The following is a 21951-nucleotide window of genomic DNA, read 5'->3' as shown; positions in this document are numbered from 1 at the left end:
CTTAGGCCCGCTTAGCGGGCCTTTTTTTTTGCCTAAATTCTATCTTAACCTTATAATTTAATTATGAATGTATTTAAGGGATTAAAGAATACCCACACAGAAATAAAACGTATCAACGGTTACTTAAAAGAAGTCGTCACTTTCCTTGATGACTCTGGAAAACCAATGGGACATGTAATAAACCCTCTTATGGTTGAATTGCGCTTAAGAGATATTACCCAAATCTTTGTTGGGGCCTTTCTTGTTGCTTCTCCTCTGTGTTTCACAGAAGAGGTCTGGACACTTAGTGAGACTCTCCCCTTTCAAAATATTTACTATTTATTTGCCGCATCTATTACGACAGTAACGTTCTTTGTGTATTTTAACTTTTATCGTTTTAAGCTTAAGGGAAATGTCATTGAGTTCTTAAAGCGTATTTTTGCCATCTACTTTATTACGACTTTAAGTGTTGTTATGATTTTATTTTTGATTAATAAATTTCCAGTAAAGACAGACCATATACTTGCATTTAAACGTACTGTAATTATCGCCTTTCCAAGTATATTTGGTGCTGCCGTTACTGATTATTTAAAATAATTAGAAGCTTGTATCTTTACTACCACAATGAGGCATATTAGCAGCGTATGGGTTGTGTACTTTTTCTTGCTTAGAAGAATTCTGTACCCACTTCTTCTTAACCATAGGACATGAATAAGCGTTATACTCGCTTCCTACATCATAAGTATTAAGAATATAGATAAGTGCCATTGAGATCGTATGATAATTTTGTCCATTCTCATCTTTTGTCTTATTAGCTTTTATTTCATCAAGCTTAGTCATTGAAAACTTCAATAACTTCTTTATCTTTTCATGTGAGACCTTATTCATTGCATTCTTAAGCTCTTGGGCCGAGTCAGCAACACTCTTAGCATCATACTTAAAGAAGCTTGCGTGCAGCTTCTCATTGGCCTTTAAAACATTCACAACTTCTTCTTTCTGTGCCGATGTTAAGCTTTCTCTTACATCTGCAAATGCTAGAAAATTAAAAAATACTGAAAATAATGTAATTAGTTTAAACATTTTCTTCTCCATGAGTGATTTCTTTTATACGTCTTTCTTCAAAGTACGAGTATGTAATTGGAACAATGAATAGAGTAATTAATTCAACTAACATTCCACCTAATGTTGGAATGGCCATAGGCTTCATGACTTCAGAACCTGTACTCGTTGACCACATAATTGGAAGTAAGGCCACAATAGTTGTAGTTGTTGTCATAATAAGAGGTCTAATACGTCGTGAGCCTGCATTACTTATGACCTCTTTTAATTCTTCCCAGTTTTTAGGATTAATTTTTCGATTCTCTTCTTGAAGATACGTCATAAGAACAACACCATCATCTACAGCAATTCCAAAAAGAGCAATAAAGCCAACCCAAACTGCAACAGAAGTATTAAACCCACCAATCCATAGAAGAATTAGGCCACCAGCAAATGCAATAGGTATTGCACTAAAGATGATACCTGCATTTCTTAAGTTCTTAATTCCTATATAGATGATAAGTAGGTTGATAAGTAAGGCCAACGGAATTAAAAGCAAAAGCCTCTGATTTGAGCGAACTTGATTTTCATATTGTCCTGCCCATGAAAGAGAGTATCCTTTTGGAAGCTCGACCTCTTTAGCAATTTTTTCTTTTGCCTCTTCCACAAAGCCTATGAGGTCCCTATCTTGAACATTTAATAATACCAATGACTTTAGCATTCCATCTTCAGATTGAATCATAGCAGGACCAGTCACAATCTCAATTTTTGCCAACTGCTCAAGTGGTATATGTTGACCTAGAGGACTTGGAACTAAAACTTTCTTTAGTTCATCAATTCGATCCCTTAGTTCTTTTTTATAGCGCACACGAATCGGAAATCTTTTTCTTCCATCGTAGAATTGACCGATTGTCATTCCACCAATAGCAGTTTGTAATATTCGATTAATCGTTCCAGTATTTATACCAAAACGACTTGCAGCGATTCGATCGATATCAAATTCAATATAAGGTTTACCAGTGATCTGTTGAGCGTAAACACCACTTGCACCTCTCACCTCTTCTAATTTTCGTCCAATTTTATTACCAAGTTTTTCAAGAGTCTCGAGATTATCACCAAATATTTTCACACCAATTTGTGTTTTAATTCCTGTGGAAATCATCGAAATACGGTTTTCTATTGGAAATAGCCATGCATTCACAAGTCCTGGAACCTGAATCTTTTGGTCGAGATCATTCATAATATCATAAATGGAAGTACCACTAGGCCATTCATCTTCAGGAATAAGCTTAACAACTGTTTCAAACATAGCGACAGGCGCTGGATCGAGCGCAGTTTCAGCACGACCTAATTTTCCATAAGCATCTTTTACAAGAGGGTGCTTCTTTAATTCACGATCAGTATAAGCAAGTAATTCACGGGCCTTTGTCATACCAACATCAGCTGTCGTTACTGGCATATAGAGGATCTCTCCCTCATTTAAAGAAGGCATAAATTCTTTTCCTAATTGAGTCAGAGCAAAGCCACCTAGGATTAGAATGATGACGGGAAAAATAAAAAATATTTTACGATTATCGAGAAACCAATCAAGTACCGGTTTATATGTTGAGACTATTCTCTTACTTACTGGATTTTTCTCAATTGGCCTTAAATCACCTTTTAGAAAGTAAACACTTAATGCTGGTACGAGAATAATAGCAACAATGACAGATCCAAACATTGCTAGAGTTTTTGCCCATGCAAGTGGACCAAAGAGCTTCCCTTCACTACCTTCTAATCCGAAAACCGGTAAGAATGTAATTATTGTTGTTGCCACAGCAGTTAAGATAGCAGGCCCAACTTCCCTAGCAGAACTTACAACAATCTCTATTCTTTCATTTTTTGTGAGCTTATTTCCTTTTTCTGCAAGTGAAGAGTAAATACTTTCAGTCATGATAATTCCCATATCCACCATTGAACCAATGGCAATAACGAGACCTGAAAGACTCATAACATTTGAATCAATCCCTAATAACTTCATTAATATAAAGCTAATTCCAACACCAAAAGGAAGTGTTAGTGAAACTAAAATAGATGATTTAAAATGTAGTAAAAAAAGCAGGATAATAACTACTGTTATAACAATCTCTTGTGCTAGAGCACTGTAGACAGTTCCAATAGTTCTCTCAATAACCTCAGTACGGTCATAAAATGATTTAAGCTCAACTCCCTTAGGTAGGCCTAGCCTTACTTCTTTGAGTTTTTCTTTTACATTATCAATTACTTCTTTAGGGTTTTCTCCAAAGCGCATTGTAACGATACCACCAACAGACTCTTGTCCGTTCTTATCGAGGGCACCACGTCTAAATGCCGGTCCCGTTCCAACTCGGGCCATATCCTTGATTCTAATAGGAGTATTTTTCTTCACATCAACAACGACATTCTCAATATCTGAAATTGATTTAAAAAATCCCTTACCTCGAACAATAAACTCTCTAGCTCCATCTTCTATGACTTCGGCCCCAACATCAATATTACTATTCTCAATAGCTGAAATGATTTTAGTAAGATGAATATCATATGCAATGAGCTTATTTGGATCCACATCAATTTGATACTCTTTAACAAAGCCACCAATACTTGCAACTTCACTTACACCATTTACACTTTGAAGCAGATATCGAACATAGAAGTCTTGTAGAGTACGAAGTTCCTCTAACGATAATGGTTTTGAGTTCTCAGGAGTATTTTCCAATGTATACATATACACTTGGCCAAGCCCTGTTGCATCAGGTCCCATTGCAGGAGACACACCGGTAGGAAGCTCATTCTTTGCAGACGTTAGTTTTTCAAGAACACGTGACCTCGACCAATAAAAGTCTATTTCATCATCAAAGATTACGTATATTGTAGAAAAACCAAATGCAGAGGTTCCTCGTATATTCTTAACTCCTGGTATACCTTGTAACATAATACTTAATGGATAAGTGATTTGTTCTTCAATATCTTTTGGAGATCTTCCGGCCCATTCAGTAAAAACAATTTGCTGATTTTCTCCAATATCAGGAATTGCATCAACTCTTGCAGTATTCAAACTAAAGATTGAAAGTAGCCCTATTAGAATAAAAATAATAACAACAGCTACTCGATTGCGAATGGATAATTCAATAATTCTCTTAATCATTCATATCCTCATAGCCACCAAATAATTGTGCTTGTGCATCTAGTAGGAAGTTGCCCTCAATAACAACTTCATCACCTTCTTTCAGTCCTGATACTACTTCAACATAACCTTCTGACTCATGACCTGTATTAATAACTATCGATTTAAAACTTCTATCAGATTCTTTAACCCACGCAACCTTACGTTTTCCCGTATCAATCACTGCAGAACGTGGTATTACAAGAGGTTTTCCTTCTAGGTTAAGACTAATCTGAGCATTTGCGACCATACCTGGCTTTAGTTTACCGTTTTTATTCTCGATTGTTGCTCTTATCTTCAATGTACGAGACGTTGAATCCAAAACAGGACTTACGAAGTCGATTTCACCAGTAGTAGTCTCTCCAGGAAGAGCAATGAAATTAAGTTCCACCTCTTGTCCAATTTGTACAAGAGCAGAGTCTTGTTCATAGACATCAAACTCAACCCAAACATCACTTAGGTTTGATAATTTAAAAAAGTCCTGACCTTCTTTAAAGTACTTTCCTACGGTAGCATTTCTAGTTTGAACAACACCAGTTGCAGGAGAATAAATCGTGATATTCTTAGGAATTTTTCCGTTTTTGGCCCATTCTTCGTATTGGTCTTTCTTTATTCCCCATAATTCAAGACGTTCACGACTTTGGTGATAAAGATCTCGAAATTCACGACTTCTATTCTTTAAATATGTACTTCGGGCAAGAATATATTCTTCTCCACCTGTGATAAGTCTTGGACTATAGATATCAACGACAGGATCACCGGCCTTTACAAAACTTCCAGTCGACTTCACATATACCTTTTCAACTCGGCCATCTATTCTTGCCGGAATATTACTTTCTTTTTCTTCTGACTCTAAAACTTGTCCAAGAAGTCTAATTTTCTTCGTCATTTTCATTGTCGTTACAGGAAAAAAAGATGGATTAAAGTGATTAAGATGAGACTTTCTAAGTTTGACTTTTGCAACAACACTTGCCGCTTCTTTTTTATTTATATCCACCTTAACCATTGGAGTTCCGTCTAAAGGACAAACTTCTTCTTTCTCACTTGTAACTTCAGGAAAGTTCTCACATGCCCAGAGCTGTTTCTTTTCGGCCTTGGCCTCTTTATCAGTGGCGTGATCGTGTTCCACCTCAACTTTTGTTAAGTTCATATGACAAATAGGACATTTCCCTGGCTTGTCTTCTCTTATTTGAGGGTGCATTGAACATGTGTAATAAGTTTCAACTTTTTGAGACGTTGTTGTTTCAACTTCTTTCTTACTCTGACAAGAAGAAAAGAGAGAGATAAACCCTAAAAAGACAATAATCAAGACCTTATTCATATAAAGATTCTCCAAGAGTATACTTTAAGTCCACCTTTCTCATTGAAAGCTTTGACTCTAAAGCGACCTTCTTTAGTAATATTGTTTGTAATCTAATTTCACTCTGTAATAACTCAACATAAGTGCTATTACCTAATCCATAAGATTTAGAAGTAATTGAACGTGAGTTTTGCGCAAAGTTGACTGACTTTCTTGAGATAATTCTCAGCTCTGCATTAAGCTTAGCAATATCGTCTTTAATAACCTCAATATCACGACTCTTTTTTAATTTGTAATCATCTAATTGCTTAAAGGCAACATATCGATTGGCAACAGCTTCCCCTTTAGCACCAGACTTATCGTCTGATACAGGAATTGGAAATGTAATTTGTGCACCAATAAAGTCACCATTATTATCAATGTCAGATCTGATCGTATACCCTACAGATACGGTAATATCAGGGATATAAGCGAGCTTTGATTGTTCTAGTGAATATTCTTTTGCCTTTAGATTTTCCTTTAAAGAGCTTAAGCGAAAATCCTGGCCTTCAGTTTTACTTGTATCAAGAAGCTTCCATGGCACTGATTTATAGTTAAAATTTAGCGCCTTATTACCTACCAGATACTTAAGCTGAGATTTATTCTGCTTTATTTCAAAGTTTTTATTACTAATTTCACTTTCAACTTCAGACTTTCTTATTTGAATATCTAATAAAGCTTGTTGGGTAATTCGGCCATTAGAGTAGAGTTTCTTACTCACTTTCAACATCTTAGAAATCCAAGATAAATTCTCTTTTAATATATCTAATTCGTTATTAATCCTTTTATATTCAATAAGATTTGCCCAAAGATTTTTTGTTAAAGCTTGCTCAAGATCCATTGCACTATAGTTAATTGATTTAGCTTGTGCGCTTTGACTTTCACCGGCCTTTCCATATTTATTAGATAAGGCTATTTTTTGACCGATTCCAAATTCCAGTCCAGACATTGGCGTTTGATCAAACTTAAGAGAGTCCACTGGAAGGTTTTTTGCAGCAATCTTAAACATTGGATCACCCCATGAAGCTTGCTTTTGAGACTTCTCTAGTAAAGATTTTGCACTTCCTTTCATGGCCTGAAGGCTATTGTGATTCTTTAGTTCTTCTACTGCTTCATTGAAAGTAAAAGCAAAAGTTGAGCAACTCAATAATATGATCAAATACTTAAACATTGAAACTCCTAAGACTTGGCAGATCTTTTAAGTAATTCCATGATTTCATCTATCTTTTCTTCTGATTCTTTGGAGGATCCAGTTTTAAGAGCATTTATCACACAACTATTAAGGTGAGACTCTAAAATGACTAACTCTAGTCCCTTCAAAGCACTACGAATTGATTTTATTTGTGTAAGAATATCAACACAGTATTTTCCATCCTCGATCATATTCTTAATGCCTCTGACCTGACCTTCAATACGATTTACTCGAGTCAGTGTTGCCTTATGGTCTGGGTGTTTACTCATATCAACTTCCTTATTCTTAAACTATTTGTAACAACTGAAATACTACTAAGTCCCATTGCAATACTTGCAAGAACTGGTGGCATGGCAGGGCCTCCAAATGGAACAAGAACGCCTGCAGCTACTGGTATTAATAATGTATTATAAATCATCGATAGGAAGAGATTTTGCTTAATGATTTTCATTGTACCATTAGCAAGTTCAATAAACTCAACCGCTTTAACTATATCGCCTTTAACAATTGTAACATCAGAAGCACTGATTGCAACGTCTGTTCCTGTTCCCATGGCCATGGATAGATCAGCTTTTGCTAAAGCTGGGGCGTCATTGATTCCATCCCCAATCATTGCAACTTTTCGCCCCTTGGACTGTAAATTTTCAACTTGTTTGGCCTTTGCAATCGGTAATGCCTTAGAAATATAATGGTCGATTCCGATCTCTTCACTCACACTCTTTGCAACTTGTTCATTGTCACCAGTAATCATCCAAGTTTCGATTCCAAGATTTTTAAAATGATCAATGGCCTCTTTTGCACTTGGCTTAATTTCATCACCTACAATTAAAGTTGCGATGTGAGTTTTATTCTTAGCAACAAAAACAAAACTTCCGACTTTATTTGAAACGAGATCAGAGTCCCTTTTAATTCTCGCATCATCAAATAATGCTTCATTACCAATATGGTATTCAATATCATCGATTTCAGCGATTAGCCCCTTTCCTTTAATAACTTCAAAGCTATCTGGTTCAAAAAGCTCGATATCACTTTCTTTAGCAAAATTAACAACTGCCTTAGCTAGTGGATGTTCCGAAAATTGCTCAATTGAAGCTAAATGAGTAAGTAATTCTTTTCTATTACTCTTATCTAAGTAGACCTCATCAATAACACTAGGCTTTCCAAAAGTTATTGTTCCTGTTTTATCAAAGATAATTGTATCAATTTTTACGGCCTTCTCTATTACTTCTCCACCACCAATTAAAAGTCCTTTTAAAGATGCGCGACCAGTTGAAACAACAACGGCCGTTGGAGTTGCTAGTCCAAGAGCACAAGGGCATGCAATAACAAGAACAGCAATAAAGTTTGAAATTGAATTACCCCATTTAGGTTCTCCACCTAAGAAGTACCAACTAATAAATGTGATAATTGAAATAAGTATTACTGCAGGAGTAAAAATACTACTTATGCGATCTGCATATTTTTGTATCTCTGGCTTTGACGACTGAGCATCTTCTACAAAACTAATAATCTGAGAAAGAAAAGTGTCATTACCTACTTTACTCGCTTTATACTCAACGACATTGTCGTCATTTATTGTTCCAGCAAAAACATCATCATCAACAGTCTTACTAACAGGAATTGGCTCTCCTGAGATCATGGATTCATCAATCGAGCTTTTCCCTTTTGTAATCACGCCATCGACAGCAAATTTCTCACCAGGACGAACTCTTATGATATCTCCAACGACAACTTCACTAATATCAATTTCTTGAAAAGTATCATCTCTTAAAACATTTGCCTTCTTTGCAGATAACTTAAATAAGTCATTTAAGGCCTCTTTAGTTTTCTTCTTTGCTCTTTCCTCAAAATATTGACCTAAGTAGACAAAAGAAGTGATAAACCCTACTGCTTCAAAATAAACTCTTACAGTCAATCCCATCTCTCTTGCATGGCCAGTAAAGACAGTAATAAAAACACTGTAGAGAAATGCCGCACTAGTACCTAAACCAATGAGCGTATTCATATTAGAGCGACCACTCGTTAAGAATTGAAAAAGTGATCGTTGAAATTTCAGACCAATCCACGCCCATACAGGTAGAGTCAAAAGAAGCTGGATATACCAATTTGCTTTTTGATTAGGCCAAGATTTGAAAGGTCCCATCTCAAAGAGGAAAACAGAGATTGCCAGAATAATCCCAAATAAGAACTTATAGAAATTATCTTTTTCAATCGTCTGTTTAGAATCCTCTTGTTGCTCACCTTCAACATCAGATTGAATTGAATAACCTAAATCGACGATTTTATCTTCAATCTTTTTCAAGGTCTCCTGATTATCAAATTCAAAGTGTCCACTTTCAACAGCGTAGTTAACACTACTAGACTTTACGCCATCAATCTTTGCAACTTCTTTCTCAATTGAAGAAGCACAACTAGCACAATGCATGCCTGAGATTTTAATATTTATATCCTGTTGATTCACATTTTCACTTTGCATTTGTCTCTCCTAGGCCTGAAGTTTTTTAATACTTGAAACAGGGAAACCGATACCAGAAAGAGTGGTCTTGATTTGCATATTTGAAAAGTTACTCTCACCACTTACAAGCACTTCCTGATTTTCAACATCAACATCGACACTTGAAATACCTGAAATATCTTTAAGTCCGCCTTCAACTTTACTTACACAACCACCACATTTAATACCACTTACAATAAACTTAACTTTTTTCACTTGTACCTCTCTTTAAACCATATACCCCCATAGGGTATCTTTTCTAATCATATTATTCATCGAGGTCTAAAGCAAGAGAAGTTAAGTTAAGTTGACAAAGAAATGACAATGAAGTGGAGGCTTATTATCTAAGCTACTGTAAATTCGTTATAAGAGATAGGAAGGATTTCTATTGAGAGTTCTTTATATAATCGGGAATTTTAGGGCCAACAAATCGATCGTCGTTATAGACATTATTCACACTAGATATATTGCGACAATTTGCTTTTGATGTTGGACTTGTGTGTTTAACAACTTTTTGCCCTAAAAGACTTATGATAACTTGATCTGGTAGCATTTCATTAAAAATATGGCCAACCACACTCTCCCTTAAACTCGTACTCTTCTCACAACATACGAGTTCACGAATGGTAGGCCTAGTTGTATCCACAAATTGCGCTTCATTCAAAGCCTCATCAATTTGAGGTCCAACAAACTCTTGTCCATATTCTTGTACTTCTAAGCATCTTGTTTTTTGAACTTCATGACATTTTAATGTGGCCACTAACTCTTTATCAGAGATCTTCCCCTGTGCTAGAGCGACAGTTGAATAGAGAAGAGCAATTGAAAGAATGGCCAATTTTAAAAGGATCACAATTCCCTCCACAGAGAACTTGAAAATACGTATATATACATATGATCAATAGATCTATTTTACTGCTCAATCAATTTTGATGTTGAATATCACCTAGGTACCTAGAATCACGATCGCAAACAGAGTTCTTTACAATAATATTTGGCTAGTTTTTCGGGCAAAGAGGCATATCAGGGTCTTTTTCACAAAGGTAGGCCTTAAGAATTTCATTTTCCTCTTTTAGGGCATCCACTTGCTCTTCAAGAGAAGAAATACGACGAGAGTTGCCTTCTTGCATGAGCTTTTGCATACGCTTATTTTCTTCAATTTGCTCCTGCTGCTCTTTTGTTGCATTAATTAATGCCAAGAAGATTGGGTCATTATCAACAGTTAAGAAGTCATCAGTTGTCTTTCTAACTGCTTCAGGAATTACTTTTTGAACATCTTGAGCAATAAAACCAGAGTGCTCTCTTTCATTTAAAATTCCAAGGGCATTATTCTCTTTATAGCGATACTTAACAGTGTTTAAATTCATGATCTCATCTAATCCGTGACTATACTCACCAGTAAGATCCTTCAGTCTCTCATCTGAATATGTGGCCCAAGAACCTCCACCGGGTTTTGCAGCAGTACCATTAACAACTAATCTCTCACCATTTGCCGTTAATTGCGTTCCAGCACTAAGACCAATGGCAACCCCATGATAATTTGTATCTGTTCCAACATCTGGCTGAAGGTGTAGAGTTGATAAATAAGCTCCATAAGTACTCGTTGAAGAGTGCCTTGCAAGAATCCAGGCACGCCTTCCATTTACGGCCCCACTTGTCCCAATTTCAACACCATTATTGGAATTTGTTATCTTATGGACAAGGTTTCCTGCTGTTGTATCTGTTGGATAGGCCGCAGCGCTATCTCGCCCGTGAACATGTAAATCAGCTCCAGGATTTGTCGTTCCAATCCCTAGTGACCCTGAACCAGTAAGCCTCATATACTCGGTATAACTTCCACCACTCGTATATCTTGTAAATGCTAGGTCATCAGTTGGGTTATCACCCCAATAAACTGATGGAATTTTATCATCACCGGTTCCTGCACTTCCATCGATATCAAAAACCTGTAGGCCGACCTGATCATTACCTGATATTACAGTTAATCCACCAACTCCTGTTGAACTCATCTGTCTTAAAGATTGGTTTACAGTAAAGTCTGCCTCTGAAGTAGGGTTTCCACCTACTGCAACTTGTCCATCTGCGTATGAGAGACTATTTCCATCTCTTTGCCATTGAAAGTGCCCACCCCAAGTATGAGGAAGAGAATTAGCTTCACCTGACGCACTACGAATTGTTACTGCAATACTATAATCATTAGTATGACTTGTTTTTATCTTAGGAACATTAGATTCAATAACAACATATGGATTATTAGAAGTCCCGTTATTACGACTAGAAAGACGAGTCTTCCATGTAGCAGAACCTTCATCATACCAAACAAGATAAAGTGCACCTGTATCTGTAGCTGTCCCCTGAGTAACGAGTTGAACAGAATATACCCCAGTTGTTGGAAGAGACGCCCCACCAATCGTAACTTCAGCTAAAGTCGTATTACTTGCTGTTACTTGATATGAGTCAGTATGGTAGAAATTACCAACAGAGAGTTTTCCTTCTCCTGTTGTTGTTCCAATCCCGACGTTACCTCCATAAGGATTTAAGAAGAAATCATAAGCTGTTGAACCGGCACCATTTGTTCTCTGAAGATAACCAGCACCTAAACTAAAGGCCCCAAAAGAGGTTAAGGTAGAGTCCGTATCATGAGTCTTTAAAAGCATTGTTGCTCTAGAAACTGTCTCTGGAAAGCTTGTTGTGTAATCAGCAATATTTCTTTCAACAAATAATGGTGCAGTAGGTGTAGTTGTACCAATCCCGACTTTTCCATGCCTAAAAACGGCCGTTGGTGCTGCCGTGAAATCATCGTCTTGAGTAGCGGCCCCTTTTGTTGAATAAATAGAGACTACTCCTGAGTCAATAAAGTCACCAGAAGTTGTGTTACCACCAATAGTAATACCAGCACCAGACATAGTAGCATGAGTTTGACTCACTTCGAGATCATGTCCAACACCGGTATCTGAAATTCTTAAATTAGAACCAATTAAAAGATTTGCATGATTATTTGATTGAATATTTGAGTAATCACCTTCACCATCTGTACCTGAAATGACGACATTTCCTTCATTGCCTACAACTTGAAAATCACCGACTGGAGTATTTGTTCCAATTCCGACATTCCCAGAACTTTCGACAGTTAGAAGATCATTAGCTCCAATTCCTCCAGAACCAGCAATAGAGAAAGCTCCAGTTGCATCATTAACTCCTAAATTAACTTGATCTGCTGATCCACTATCTGGTCTTAGAGTGACAAAAGTATTATTTGCACCAGTTGACTCTAGGATAAGTCGACCGCTTGTATTAGCAATATGAGCAACTGATTCAGGCGTACTCGTTCCAACACCTAGATTTCCACTATTATCAATAGTCATCTTTGTTGTACCACCAGTTTGAAAATTAATAACACCTGTTCCATTTGAATCACTATCTGCAGCGATGACATTATCAACTTCATTTGATGAAGATGTTGAATCAACACCAGTTAAGTTTGAACCATCACCATAGAATGCTGCCCCTTTAATATTTCCAGAAACATCAAGCGCCTGAGTTGGTGATGCTGTTCCAATTCCTACTCGACCATTTCCTTGAATTGTCATTGCAATCTTTGGAATATCATCACTACCTGTGTTGATAAAATATAAGCCGTCATCTGGTACGGGATTATTACTATCTTGATTTTCAAAGATGATAGCGCTGTTATTATTTGTCCCATAGACATTTGCATTGGCCTGATCATCTTGAACAAAAACCCTAAAAGGCTCAGTTGTTTCAGCTGAAGGTGCCTTGAAGTGATTGGTTGGATTATTATCAAATCTAAGAACTCCGCCAGATAGATCTAATGTATCCTTAGGATTTGTTGTTCCAATTCCTACATTTCCAGAGTTATAGTAAATATCACTACCAGCTGTCGTCCACTGAGTCGCACGAGCATCAACATATGTTTTAATAGCACTAACTGAAGGTGCTTGAGTTGTCTCATTCCCTACTGTTGAATCAACGACTGCTGCAGTTTGAGCACGGCCATCTGTAAAATATAAATTAGTCACTCCTTCGGAAAGATCATCTGTATCACTTAGGCCAGTGATTGCCGTGTAGTTAGCATTAATCTGAGCTTGAAGCTTTCCATAAGCATCAAGAATTGTATCGGTTGGAGCAAGAACAGCATTTGCACCAACAGTGTAACCAGTTAATGGTGTCCCCATTACATTTGATGCAGGCACTCGCCCACTTCCATCAAGTCTTAAAACTTCACCTGCACCATTAGATGTTGAAACTCCAATTTGAATATCATTGGCATTTGCCGTAAGTGCAATATCACTTGTCGATGTTAGGCCTTTAAATGGCAGATCTGTTCCAGACTTTGGAAGAACAAGTGAAGTCCCTCCGGCACTTGAGGCAGTATTTGTTTCACCGCCACCAGAAACAGCACTTGATAAACAGCCAGATCCATCAATACAAATATCATTTCCTGTTGTTACATTAATATTTCCATCAACAGTTAGTTTTTGAGTTGGAGAAGTTATACCAATACCAACATTTCCAGTATCTGCTTCAATCGTAAAACGGCGTCCAGTTTCACCGTGGCCAAATTCGTATAATTGAAAGCTATTACCATACATTCCAATGCTCCAATCGGCACTTGAAGCTGTGCTTAGAAGAACTTTTGCTTGATCTGAACTAGTTGCTCGATCTAAATGTAAGTTAGCTGCTCCATCATTTGATTTCACTAAAACATTTGTGGGCCCAGTTGTTGTCGTAACTTCAAGTGGAACCGTTGGTGTTTGAGTTCCGATACCAACACTTCCAGTATTGTAATAGATATCACTTCCTGTCGTGATCCACTGTGATTCATTTATTGCACCTGTTTCAGCAAGTACGTATGATTTCATAGCGGAAACTGATGCAGCTTGATCTGTTTCACTTCCAGCTGTTGAATTTACAACTGATGCTGTTTTTGCACGAATATCTGTGAAGTATAAATTTGTTGCACCTTCAGTAATATCATCTGAATCTGTAATAGAATTTCCTGCAATTGAAGTTGCATGAGCATCAAGTTGGCCTTGAACCTTACCAAAAGCACCTAGAATACTATCCGTTGCAACTACACTTGAAGCGGCCCCTGTTGTGTATCCAGATAAAGGAGTAGCTAAGGCTGTACTTCTAACAACGGCTGTATCAAGCCCTATTCCAATGTCACTTGCATTTGATGTAAGTGTAATCCCACTCGTTGAAGTTAGACCTTTAAATGGAAGATCTGTTCCAGACTTTGCTAAAACAAGAGAAGTCCCACCAGCACTTGAAGCAGTATTCGTCTCTCCGCCACCTGTTACGGCACTAGATAAACAACCTGATCCTGCAATACAAATATCATTTCCAGTTGTAACCTGAATATTACCATCGACTTCTAGCTTTTCAGCTGGATTTGTCTTCCCAATACCTACGTTACCTGAATGAGTTAGGTTTAAAATTTTATTGGCACTAGTCATGGAATCATCATTAGAAGTGAAAGATAGAATATTTTCGGCAGTACCATTTACATTCATGATTTGAAAATGTTTCTTATCGAGTGGTGCTGGAGATGCTGCGGCCAAGAACTCCACAACAGCAGTAGAAGCACCAACCGCATCACGGCTTGATTCAAGTCTTAGCATTGCTTGAGTATTTGTACTCTCTTTTATATGAAGATGTTTTGCGGGAGTTGTTGTCCCAATTCCAATATATCCACTGCTATAATAAATATCACTTCCTGAAGTCGTCCATTGAGAAGAAGTAATTGCTCCCGTTTGAGCAGTCACATAATTTTTCACTGAATCAACAGAAGGAGCTTGTGTCGTTTCTGTTCCGGCCATTGAGTTAATTACTTTAGCGTCAGCGTAAGTATCGATGTATCCTTTTACAGCAAGCTCACTTGGAACCTGTGTTGCACTATCAAGAGTTCCCGAGTTATCAAGATCTGATGCTGGGATTTGAGCAACGTTTAAAACATTAGGCAGGCCTACATAAGTCTTATCAATTGTTGGAGCATTAATTTTTGACCATGAGATATTGGCCGCTGAATTAATATCGGCATCCACAATTGAATCATCTGTTATCTCACTTGAGCCAATTGTTGGAGTAGGATTTGAACCAGCAGTTACACGCCCGTAAGCATCAACTGTAACAGAAGTATAAGTTCCTGCCGTGCCAACAGTTGCTTGCCCAATTGTTCCTGCATTATTTACAAGAGTTGAATCAATTGAAAGCGCTGCCGTTTGATTTATACAATCAAATTGAGATCCATTCTTAATTAATATTTGGTTATCAGCACAACTTGCAACAAAGTCTAAACTTTGTGGTGTAATGGCCGCATCTGCAATAGACTCTGCCGTTACTGCGTAACTTGCAAGAGGTGTTGCTAGAATATTTTGATAATCAAATGTGATCGTATTTGTTGTATCGCGAACTTGTATTACAAGGGTTTCACTAGCAGGTGTATTAGCAATTAAAGTTGCCAATGAAGGAAAGTCTAACTCAACAGTGTAGATTCCATTTGAAAGAGGTACTGAATTAAGTGTTTGCGTTGCAAGTGAAGTTGCAAGATCGTTCGAGTAATAGAGATCAAATTGAAGATTAGGTGTTCCTGAAATTGGAGTTCCATCTGCTTGAACGAGTCGACCTGAGTAACCAATTTTTGTCGCAAGAGTGTTTGAGCTAAATACTAAGCTTAAACATAGTGCTAGAAAAAATGTCAATTTTCGACTTACGTGCAACATAATCCCCTGTTGTTACAGTGGCTTATCGTCATCATAGCGTCGTTTAATTAACAAACAAATATCAATGAGTTAACAAGGTTAACTTTGCCTAAAAGACAAAAATTGTGCCTTCTAAATGTGCGATTTTACATTAATAAAATAGAACAATAACTGCTATTTGCTAGTAGCCATTTGGCATATTATAGCCAACATCATCTGCACTCATATCAAAGTAAAAGACTTGGCCATTCTTCTTAAATGAAAAGCATCCATTCTTAGTGGCATTAAAAGAAATTCCAGATCCCCAATAACGGTATTCATCTGGACGATAAGTTGATGTCGCCTGTCCTGAAGCATCAAGATTGAAGAGAATTTTTCCGTTTCTTGATCCATCATTCTTGGCCACGAAGTTTCGAGTATAGAATCTTTTTTGAATATAGCGATCGGCCAGAGGAAATTCATCCCCTCTTTTTTCAAAGAACTTCATTTGCTCTGCTGTATGATAAAGAGATAGAACACTTTTCTCATTCATTAGTGTTTCAAAGAATTTTGCCTTCTCTTTTGCATATGAATATTTCGATAATTCACCATTATAGAATTCATTTGGAATAAAGAAGTGGCTATGGCCCATATCTGAGAAATTGATAAAGTCCACATAGTCATTATCTAGTGCGTATTCAATTTGTGAAACTAAGCTCTTGATAAAGACCTCTGGAACACGAGCATATTGAGTTTTTCCACCACTTGCCTTAAATGGCATAAGAAACTTATCATCCTCAAAAAAGACGCGATTATCCATGCGCTTACCAGAATTATATATTGCCCAAGAATTCTCTTCCATTTCAGCTCTTGTTTGATTCCAAGGAAACATATCCATATAGAGAATTTCTTCATTATCTGAAAGATAACAACTTGGACGAACTTCAATTGAAGCAAAAGATTTAAAGGAAATAATTAAAGCAAGTACGGGGATAAATTTCTTCATACTGAATACTTAACATATCCAAATAATGAGAATGAGTAGAATGTAATATTTTTATAGGTAGTGAGTAAGAAATTTACTGGCAAAATGGAGCTTGCGGATCTTTTGAACAAAGATAGTCTTTAAGCATCTGATTTTCTTCTTTCAGAGAAGAAATTTCACGATGATTATCCTCTATTTCAGTATTTAGATCTTGAATTGCATTAATAATATATGGAGTAAAAGCCCCTTGATCTAAACTTAAGAAAGTCCCTTCTTCCCTTTCATCTTCTGTTACCGCATGAGGAATTACTTCCTGCACTTCCTGAGCAATAAATCCATAGTTAAGAACTTTTTTATCATCAGCACGCCATACATATGTTCGTGGACGAAGCTTCATAATAGCTTCAATACCATCATTGAAATCTTCAATATCGTGCTTAAGCCTTCTATCTGAAGAACAAGAGAATGTTGCAGCCCCTCCGGCTTTACTACAAACTGATCCTGAACCAGCATAAGTCTTAATTCTTCCATCGGCGTAATTAATTACATATGCATCTCCAGAACATGAGCCTTCACAACCTGCTCCAACCCACCCTGTGGCACCGATATTTCCATTTACATGTAGGCGATTTGAAGGAGAGGTTGTACCAATTCCAACATACCCGCTACCGTTTTCTTCAATAATTCTTCGCCACCCATTCCAGCTTGTATTTGATCCATAACGATGAAAGAGTCTACCCGAAGTTGTAAAGCCAAGTTGATGAGCAGGCCCACCAGTCCAGTCACTAGTATTTCCATACGGTCTAAAAGTCATTACTCCGTTATATGTTCCACCATCAGAGAGGCCATTCGTTACATTTCGTTTAAAATCGAAGCTAACACCCTTATCTCTTGTTTCTGGAGTTGTTACATCATCTCTTGTATCAATAGAGTTGATCATCCCTGTGAATAGACCTGTTGTTCTAATATTTCCATCAACTTCTAGTTTATGACTTGTGGGCTTAATACCGATTCCAACATTTCCGTTACTTGTATCTAAAAACATAATATCTCGAGAATGCCCATGCTCACTAGCACCATGACCACCTCTAAACACAATATGCTTTCCTGTACCATTTCCACCACCTGTGTGGGCCGATATATATGAACTTCCATTCCCAATGGATCTCAAATCAGGAGAGATAGCAAGTCCGTAATCTGCGCTACCATCCTCATCATGAATACCGCCAAGGTTCTGTTCATCAGTTAATAAGATCCTTGCTGTCGTAGTCGTTTCAGCAGAACTTCTACTAATAACTAAAGGATCTGTTGGATTAGTCACTCCAATACCAACATTTCCCGTATTGTAATAGATATCACTTCCTGAAGTCGTCCATTGTGTTGCACGGGCCAGAACATAGTTTTTCATTGCACTTACCGAGGCAGCTTGAGTGGTTTCACTTCCTGCTGTTGAATTAACAACCGAAGCTGTCTGCGCTCTAGTATCTGTAAAGTATAGATTTGTTCCTTCACTGACCTGAGTGGTACTCATGCCTGTTAATTGAGAAGCATCCATAGCAGGAATTCTTCCAGAACCATCAAGCCTAACTAATTCATTAGCTCCATTTGAAGTTACAATCTCACTTTCATTTGCAAGAACACTTGAAAGACAATTTCCACCATCAATACAAATATCATTATCAATGGTAACGGCTCCGTCAGTTGCAATTGAAAGACCTGTTCCCCCACCATTTCCAACTAATTTATTTATTGCTAAATCGAGATTTTTTGAAGCGATGTGATTCCCCATATTATCGGCACCACCAAGCTTTATAATTCTTAATGTCCCGTTAGTAACAGATCCTGTACTTAATGAGTAACGTCCTTCAATATAGTCAGTAGAACCATTCATGGAAACAATAGCAGATGCGTTTTTATCTGCATTACTTGAACTCGTTGATCTTGTCCAAGAGCCTATTACTCCACTTCCATTTTTTGTAATTGAAGCATAATGGTGCCCCCCAGTTGTCATTCCATTTGCAACAGTGTGAATAATAACTAAGTAATTTCCAGCTTGTTTTGGGGTAAATCGATCAGTACTTAGATCAAATTCTCCATTTACATCAATACTTTCATTCGTATAGTTAATAACTCCACTTCCACTTTGTGTACCACTTGAAAATGAAACTTCTACATAACTTTCCGCATCTCCGGCTCCAGTAACACTATCACCGACGGCCCTCCATGCTCCACCTTTATAGACATAGATCTCTTGAATATCAGTATCATAAACCACAAGACCTTCTGCAGGTGATGCAATAGCATTTCTCTGAACTGAAGTCATACGCGGTGGCAAGAAACCTTTTGAAGTTGAGCTCACATCAAGAGCTGCTGATGCATCAGGAGTTGTTCCAATACCAAAACTTGTATAAAAGTTATTAGCTAAATCGAGTGGATCATAACAATAGAAACTTCCTAGGCCATTTGTTCTTAGGACCTCACCATTAGCACAACTTGTTGCTAGGCCGGCCAGTTGAGTATCTGTAATGGCCTGGGCAGCAATAGAGAACTCTGTTCCAGAAAGTGTTAAACCGCTACCAGCTGTATATGTTGTGTTAGTATCTGTATCTGTGTCTATATCAGTGACACAAGAAAAACTTGACCCATCTGAAGATAAGACTTGTCCTGCGCCACAAGTTGGAAGAGTTGTCTTTGCAAAAGACTCAACACTTGGATCTGTCTCAACTGAACTTGGAAGGCGTCCACTTCCATCAAGTTGTGGAATTTGTCCTGCACCTGTACCTGCATCAACAGCAACTGTACCGGATGTTGTAATTGTTCCACCAGTTAAACCAGTTCCTGCTGTAATTGATGTAACAGTTCCAGCACCTGTCCCTGCAGTTGAGAGACAATTTCCACCATCAATACAAATATCGTTTCCAGTTGTAACATAGAAGTTACCATTAGCAGTTACTGTAGTATCAGCAGCAATTGAAAACCTCTTACTTCCTGCTCCAAAAACTCCAGAGTAAATATTAAAGCTACCATCATTATCATGAACAATATGATGGTTTTCACCTGCGATATTATTCCCTAACATTAAAGCACCATAACCACCAACGACAGCAGGATTACCAATATGAAGCTGCGTGGCCGGTGAAGTAACTCCAACTCCAACACTTCCAGAATTATAATAAATATCACTTCCAGTCGTCGTCCACTGGGACTCATTAATTGCACCAACTTGTGAAGTCACATAGGTTTTCATTGAAGACACAGATGCTGCTTGTGTCGTTTCACTACCTGCTGTTGAATTAACAACAGCGGCAGTTTGTGCACGCGTATTATTAAAATAGAGATTTGTAGCACCTTCTGCTACATCATCTGAGTTTGTAATAGTATTTCCTGCTATCGCAGTTGCATGAGAATTTAATTGTGCCTGAATTTTCCCAAAGGCCTGAAGAACAGTATCTGTTGCAAGGGCGGCCGAAGCTGTTGAAGTATCAAGACCCGTTAAGGCCACATCAAGTGCGGGGTTATAATTAATAATTGAGTCTGCAAGTTTATCACCTGCTCCAACTTGAGCAATCTTGCCATTTGTTGTTCCCACATCAACTGCAAGTGTTCCTGATGATGTAATTGTTCCACCAGTTAATCCAGTTCCTCCTGTTACTGATGTCACAGTTCCAGCATTTCCAGTTGGCCATGCACCACGGCAATCGGTACCAATACATAATTCAGTACCCTTTACCTTTCCTGCAACTTCAAGTTTTTCAGTTGGAGTTGAAGTGCCAATACCAATATTCCCACCAGGAAGAATGGCCATTCGATGAGTTAATCCCTGCTCAGATATTCTAAATGATCCATCGGAAACGCGATGACCTAGTTCCCATCCATTATTGGCAACACTATTTACGTTATTGATATGAATAGATGATTCAGTAGCATGGTCACCCTCAAAATAAGCGATAATCCAATTAGAATCACTTACATGAAAAGCTGTGCTTGGAGCAATAACTCCAATCCCTACTCTTCCACTATTGTAATAAATATCACTTCCTGTTGTTATCCATTGAGAAGAAGTTATGGCCCCAGTCTGTGCCGTTACATAATTTTTTACAGAATAAACTGATGGTGCAATCGTTGTTTGCGCTCCTGTCATATCATCAATTACTTTTGCATCCGCAATTGTTTGCGCTGTCGTATCTACATAACTTTTTACAGCAAGCTCACTTGGGACCTGTGTTGCACTATCAAGAGTTCCCGAGTTATCAAGATCCGACGCTGGGATTTGAGCAACGTTTAAAACATTAGGCAGCCCTACATAAGTCTTATCAATTGTTGGAGCATTAATTTTTGACCATGAGATATTGGCCGCTGAATTAATATCGGCATCCACAATTGAATCATCTGTTATCTCACTTGAGCCAACACTTGGTGCCGGATTAGAACCACTTGTTACGCGCCCGTAAGCATCTACTGTAACAGAAGTATAAGTTCCGGCCGTACCGACTGTAGCTTGCTCAAGCGTTCCTGCATTATTAATAATTGTTGAACCATCGACAGAGATTGCTGCTGATTGGTTAATACAGTCAAATTGAGAACCATTCTTAATTAATATTTGGTTATCAGCACAACTAGCAACAAAGTCTAAACTTTGTGGTGTTACGGCCGCATCTGCAATAGATTCAGCGGTCACAGCGTAACTTGCAAGAGGTGTTGCTAGAATATTTTGATAATCAAATGTGATCGTATTTGTTGTATCGCGAACTTGTATTACAAGAGTTTCGCTCACAGGTGTATTTGCAATAAGGGTTGCAAGACTTGGAAAGTCTAACTCAACAGTGTAGATCCCATTTGAAAGAGGTACTGAATTAAGTGTTTGGGTTGCAAGTGAAGTTGCAAGATCGTTCGAATAATAGAGATCAAATTGAAGATTAGGTGTTCCAGAAATTGGAGTTCCATCTGCTTGAACTAGTCGACCAGAGTAACCAATTTTTGTCGCAAGAGTGTTTGAGCTAAATACTAAGCTTAAACAAAGTGCTAAAAAAAATGTCAATTTT

The 21951-nt window shown here is 37.7% G+C and carries 12 protein-coding genes; 1 reads left to right on the top strand and 11 read right to left on the bottom strand.

Annotated features, from left to right (window positions below):
- Nucleotides 1–63 precede the first annotated feature (63 nt).
- Nucleotides 64–576: a DUF2391 family protein gene (locus ACMAZI_RS13360; protein ID WP_115360955.1), complete on the top strand. Its 513-nt coding sequence runs from the start codon at nucleotides 64–66 to the stop codon at nucleotides 574–576.
- Here the strand turns inward: ACMAZI_RS13360 and ACMAZI_RS13355 are convergent, their stop codons facing one another.
- From ACMAZI_RS13355 to ACMAZI_RS13305, 11 genes are all read right to left on the bottom strand, one after another.
- Nucleotides 577–1059 (bottom strand): hypothetical protein, encoded by a 483-nt coding sequence (locus ACMAZI_RS13355; RefSeq protein ID WP_412474289.1) that lies wholly within the window; start codon nucleotides 1057–1059, stop codon nucleotides 577–579. It lies immediately after the preceding gene.
- Entirely contained in the window at nucleotides 1052–4180 is a 3129-nt protein-coding gene (locus ACMAZI_RS13350; RefSeq protein ID WP_412474288.1) for an efflux RND transporter permease subunit, read from the bottom strand. Before ACMAZI_RS13350 ends, ACMAZI_RS13355 begins: the two co-directional genes overlap by 8 nt.
- On the bottom strand, nucleotides 4173–5519 hold the full coding sequence (locus ACMAZI_RS13345) for an efflux RND transporter periplasmic adaptor subunit (protein ID WP_412474287.1): 1347 nt from the start codon (nucleotides 5517–5519) through the stop codon (nucleotides 4173–4175). Before ACMAZI_RS13345 ends, ACMAZI_RS13350 begins: the two co-directional genes overlap by 8 nt.
- Nucleotides 5512–6708: a TolC family protein gene (locus ACMAZI_RS13340; RefSeq protein WP_412474286.1), complete on the bottom strand. Its 1197-nt coding sequence runs from the start codon at nucleotides 6706–6708 to the stop codon at nucleotides 5512–5514. Before ACMAZI_RS13340 ends, ACMAZI_RS13345 begins: the two co-directional genes overlap by 8 nt.
- A gap of 8 nt (nucleotides 6709–6716) precedes the next feature.
- Nucleotides 6717–6998, bottom strand: a complete 282-nt coding sequence (locus ACMAZI_RS13335; protein WP_412474285.1) for a metal-sensitive transcriptional regulator — start codon at nucleotides 6996–6998, stop codon at nucleotides 6717–6719.
- Nucleotides 6995–9205: a heavy metal translocating P-type ATPase gene (locus tag ACMAZI_RS13330; RefSeq protein WP_412474284.1), complete on the bottom strand. Its 2211-nt coding sequence runs from the start codon at nucleotides 9203–9205 to the stop codon at nucleotides 6995–6997. Before ACMAZI_RS13330 ends, ACMAZI_RS13335 begins: the two co-directional genes overlap by 4 nt.
- Before the next feature lie 9 nt (nucleotides 9206–9214).
- Nucleotides 9215–9439 (bottom strand): heavy-metal-associated domain-containing protein, encoded by a 225-nt coding sequence (locus ACMAZI_RS13325; protein WP_115360969.1) that lies wholly within the window; start codon nucleotides 9437–9439, stop codon nucleotides 9215–9217.
- Nucleotides 9440–9608: 169 nt separating this feature from the next.
- Complete coding sequence (locus ACMAZI_RS13320) at nucleotides 9609–10073, bottom strand: hypothetical protein (RefSeq protein ID WP_115360971.1); 465 nt, start codon at nucleotides 10071–10073, stop codon at nucleotides 9609–9611.
- A 145-nt stretch (nucleotides 10074–10218) separates the two neighbouring features.
- A complete protein-coding gene (locus tag ACMAZI_RS13315; protein WP_412474445.1) occupies nucleotides 10219–15966 on the bottom strand; it encodes a tail fiber domain-containing protein in 5748 nt (1915 codons plus the stop codon).
- A gap of 160 nt (nucleotides 15967–16126) precedes the next feature.
- Nucleotides 16127–16930: a hypothetical protein gene (locus tag ACMAZI_RS13310; RefSeq protein WP_412474282.1), complete on the bottom strand. Its 804-nt coding sequence runs from the start codon at nucleotides 16928–16930 to the stop codon at nucleotides 16127–16129.
- A 73-nt stretch (nucleotides 16931–17003) separates the two neighbouring features.
- Complete coding sequence (locus tag ACMAZI_RS13305; protein ID WP_412474281.1) at nucleotides 17004–21947, bottom strand: tail fiber domain-containing protein; 4944 nt, start codon at nucleotides 21945–21947, stop codon at nucleotides 17004–17006.
- Nucleotides 21948–21951: the final 4 nt, after the last annotated feature.

Origin of the sequence: Halobacteriovorax sp. YZS-3-1 (assembly GCF_047084945.1) — a bacterium.
In the GTDB taxonomy this organism is placed as follows: Bacteria; Bdellovibrionota; Bacteriovoracia; order Bacteriovoracales; family Bacteriovoracaceae; genus Halobacteriovorax_A; species Halobacteriovorax_A vibrionivorans.
Note: the sequence above shows the minus strand (reverse complement) of the source record. Positions and strands in the feature narration are given on the sequence as shown.

What these genes read in the sequence shown, in the direction of transcription:
- ACMAZI_RS13360 (WP_115360955.1), top strand. Translation starts at nt 64, where the DNA reads ATGAATGTATTTAAGGGATTAAAGAATACCCACACAGAAATAAAACGT.
- ACMAZI_RS13355 (WP_412474289.1), bottom strand. Translation starts at nt 1,059, where the DNA reads ATGTTTAAACTAATTACATTATTTTCAGTATTTTTTAATTTTCTAGCA.
- ACMAZI_RS13350 (WP_412474288.1), bottom strand. Translation starts at nt 4,180, where the DNA reads ATGATTAAGAGAATTATTGAATTATCCATTCGCAATCGAGTAGCTGTT.
- ACMAZI_RS13345 (WP_412474287.1), bottom strand. Translation starts at nt 5,519, where the DNA reads ATGAATAAGGTCTTGATTATTGTCTTTTTAGGGTTTATCTCTCTCTTT.
- ACMAZI_RS13340 (WP_412474286.1), bottom strand. Translation starts at nt 6,708, where the DNA reads ATGTTTAAGTATTTGATCATATTATTGAGTTGCTCAACTTTTGCTTTT.
- ACMAZI_RS13335 (WP_412474285.1), bottom strand. Translation starts at nt 6,998, where the DNA reads ATGAGTAAACACCCAGACCATAAGGCAACACTGACTCGAGTAAATCGT.
- ACMAZI_RS13330 (WP_412474284.1), bottom strand. Translation starts at nt 9,205, where the DNA reads ATGCAAAGTGAAAATGTGAATCAACAGGATATAAATATTAAAATCTCA.
- ACMAZI_RS13315 (WP_412474445.1), bottom strand. Translation starts at nt 15,966, where the DNA reads ATGTTGCACGTAAGTCGAAAATTGACATTTTTTCTAGCACTATGTTTA.
- ACMAZI_RS13310 (WP_412474282.1), bottom strand. Translation starts at nt 16,930, where the DNA reads ATGAAGAAATTTATCCCCGTACTTGCTTTAATTATTTCCTTTAAATCT.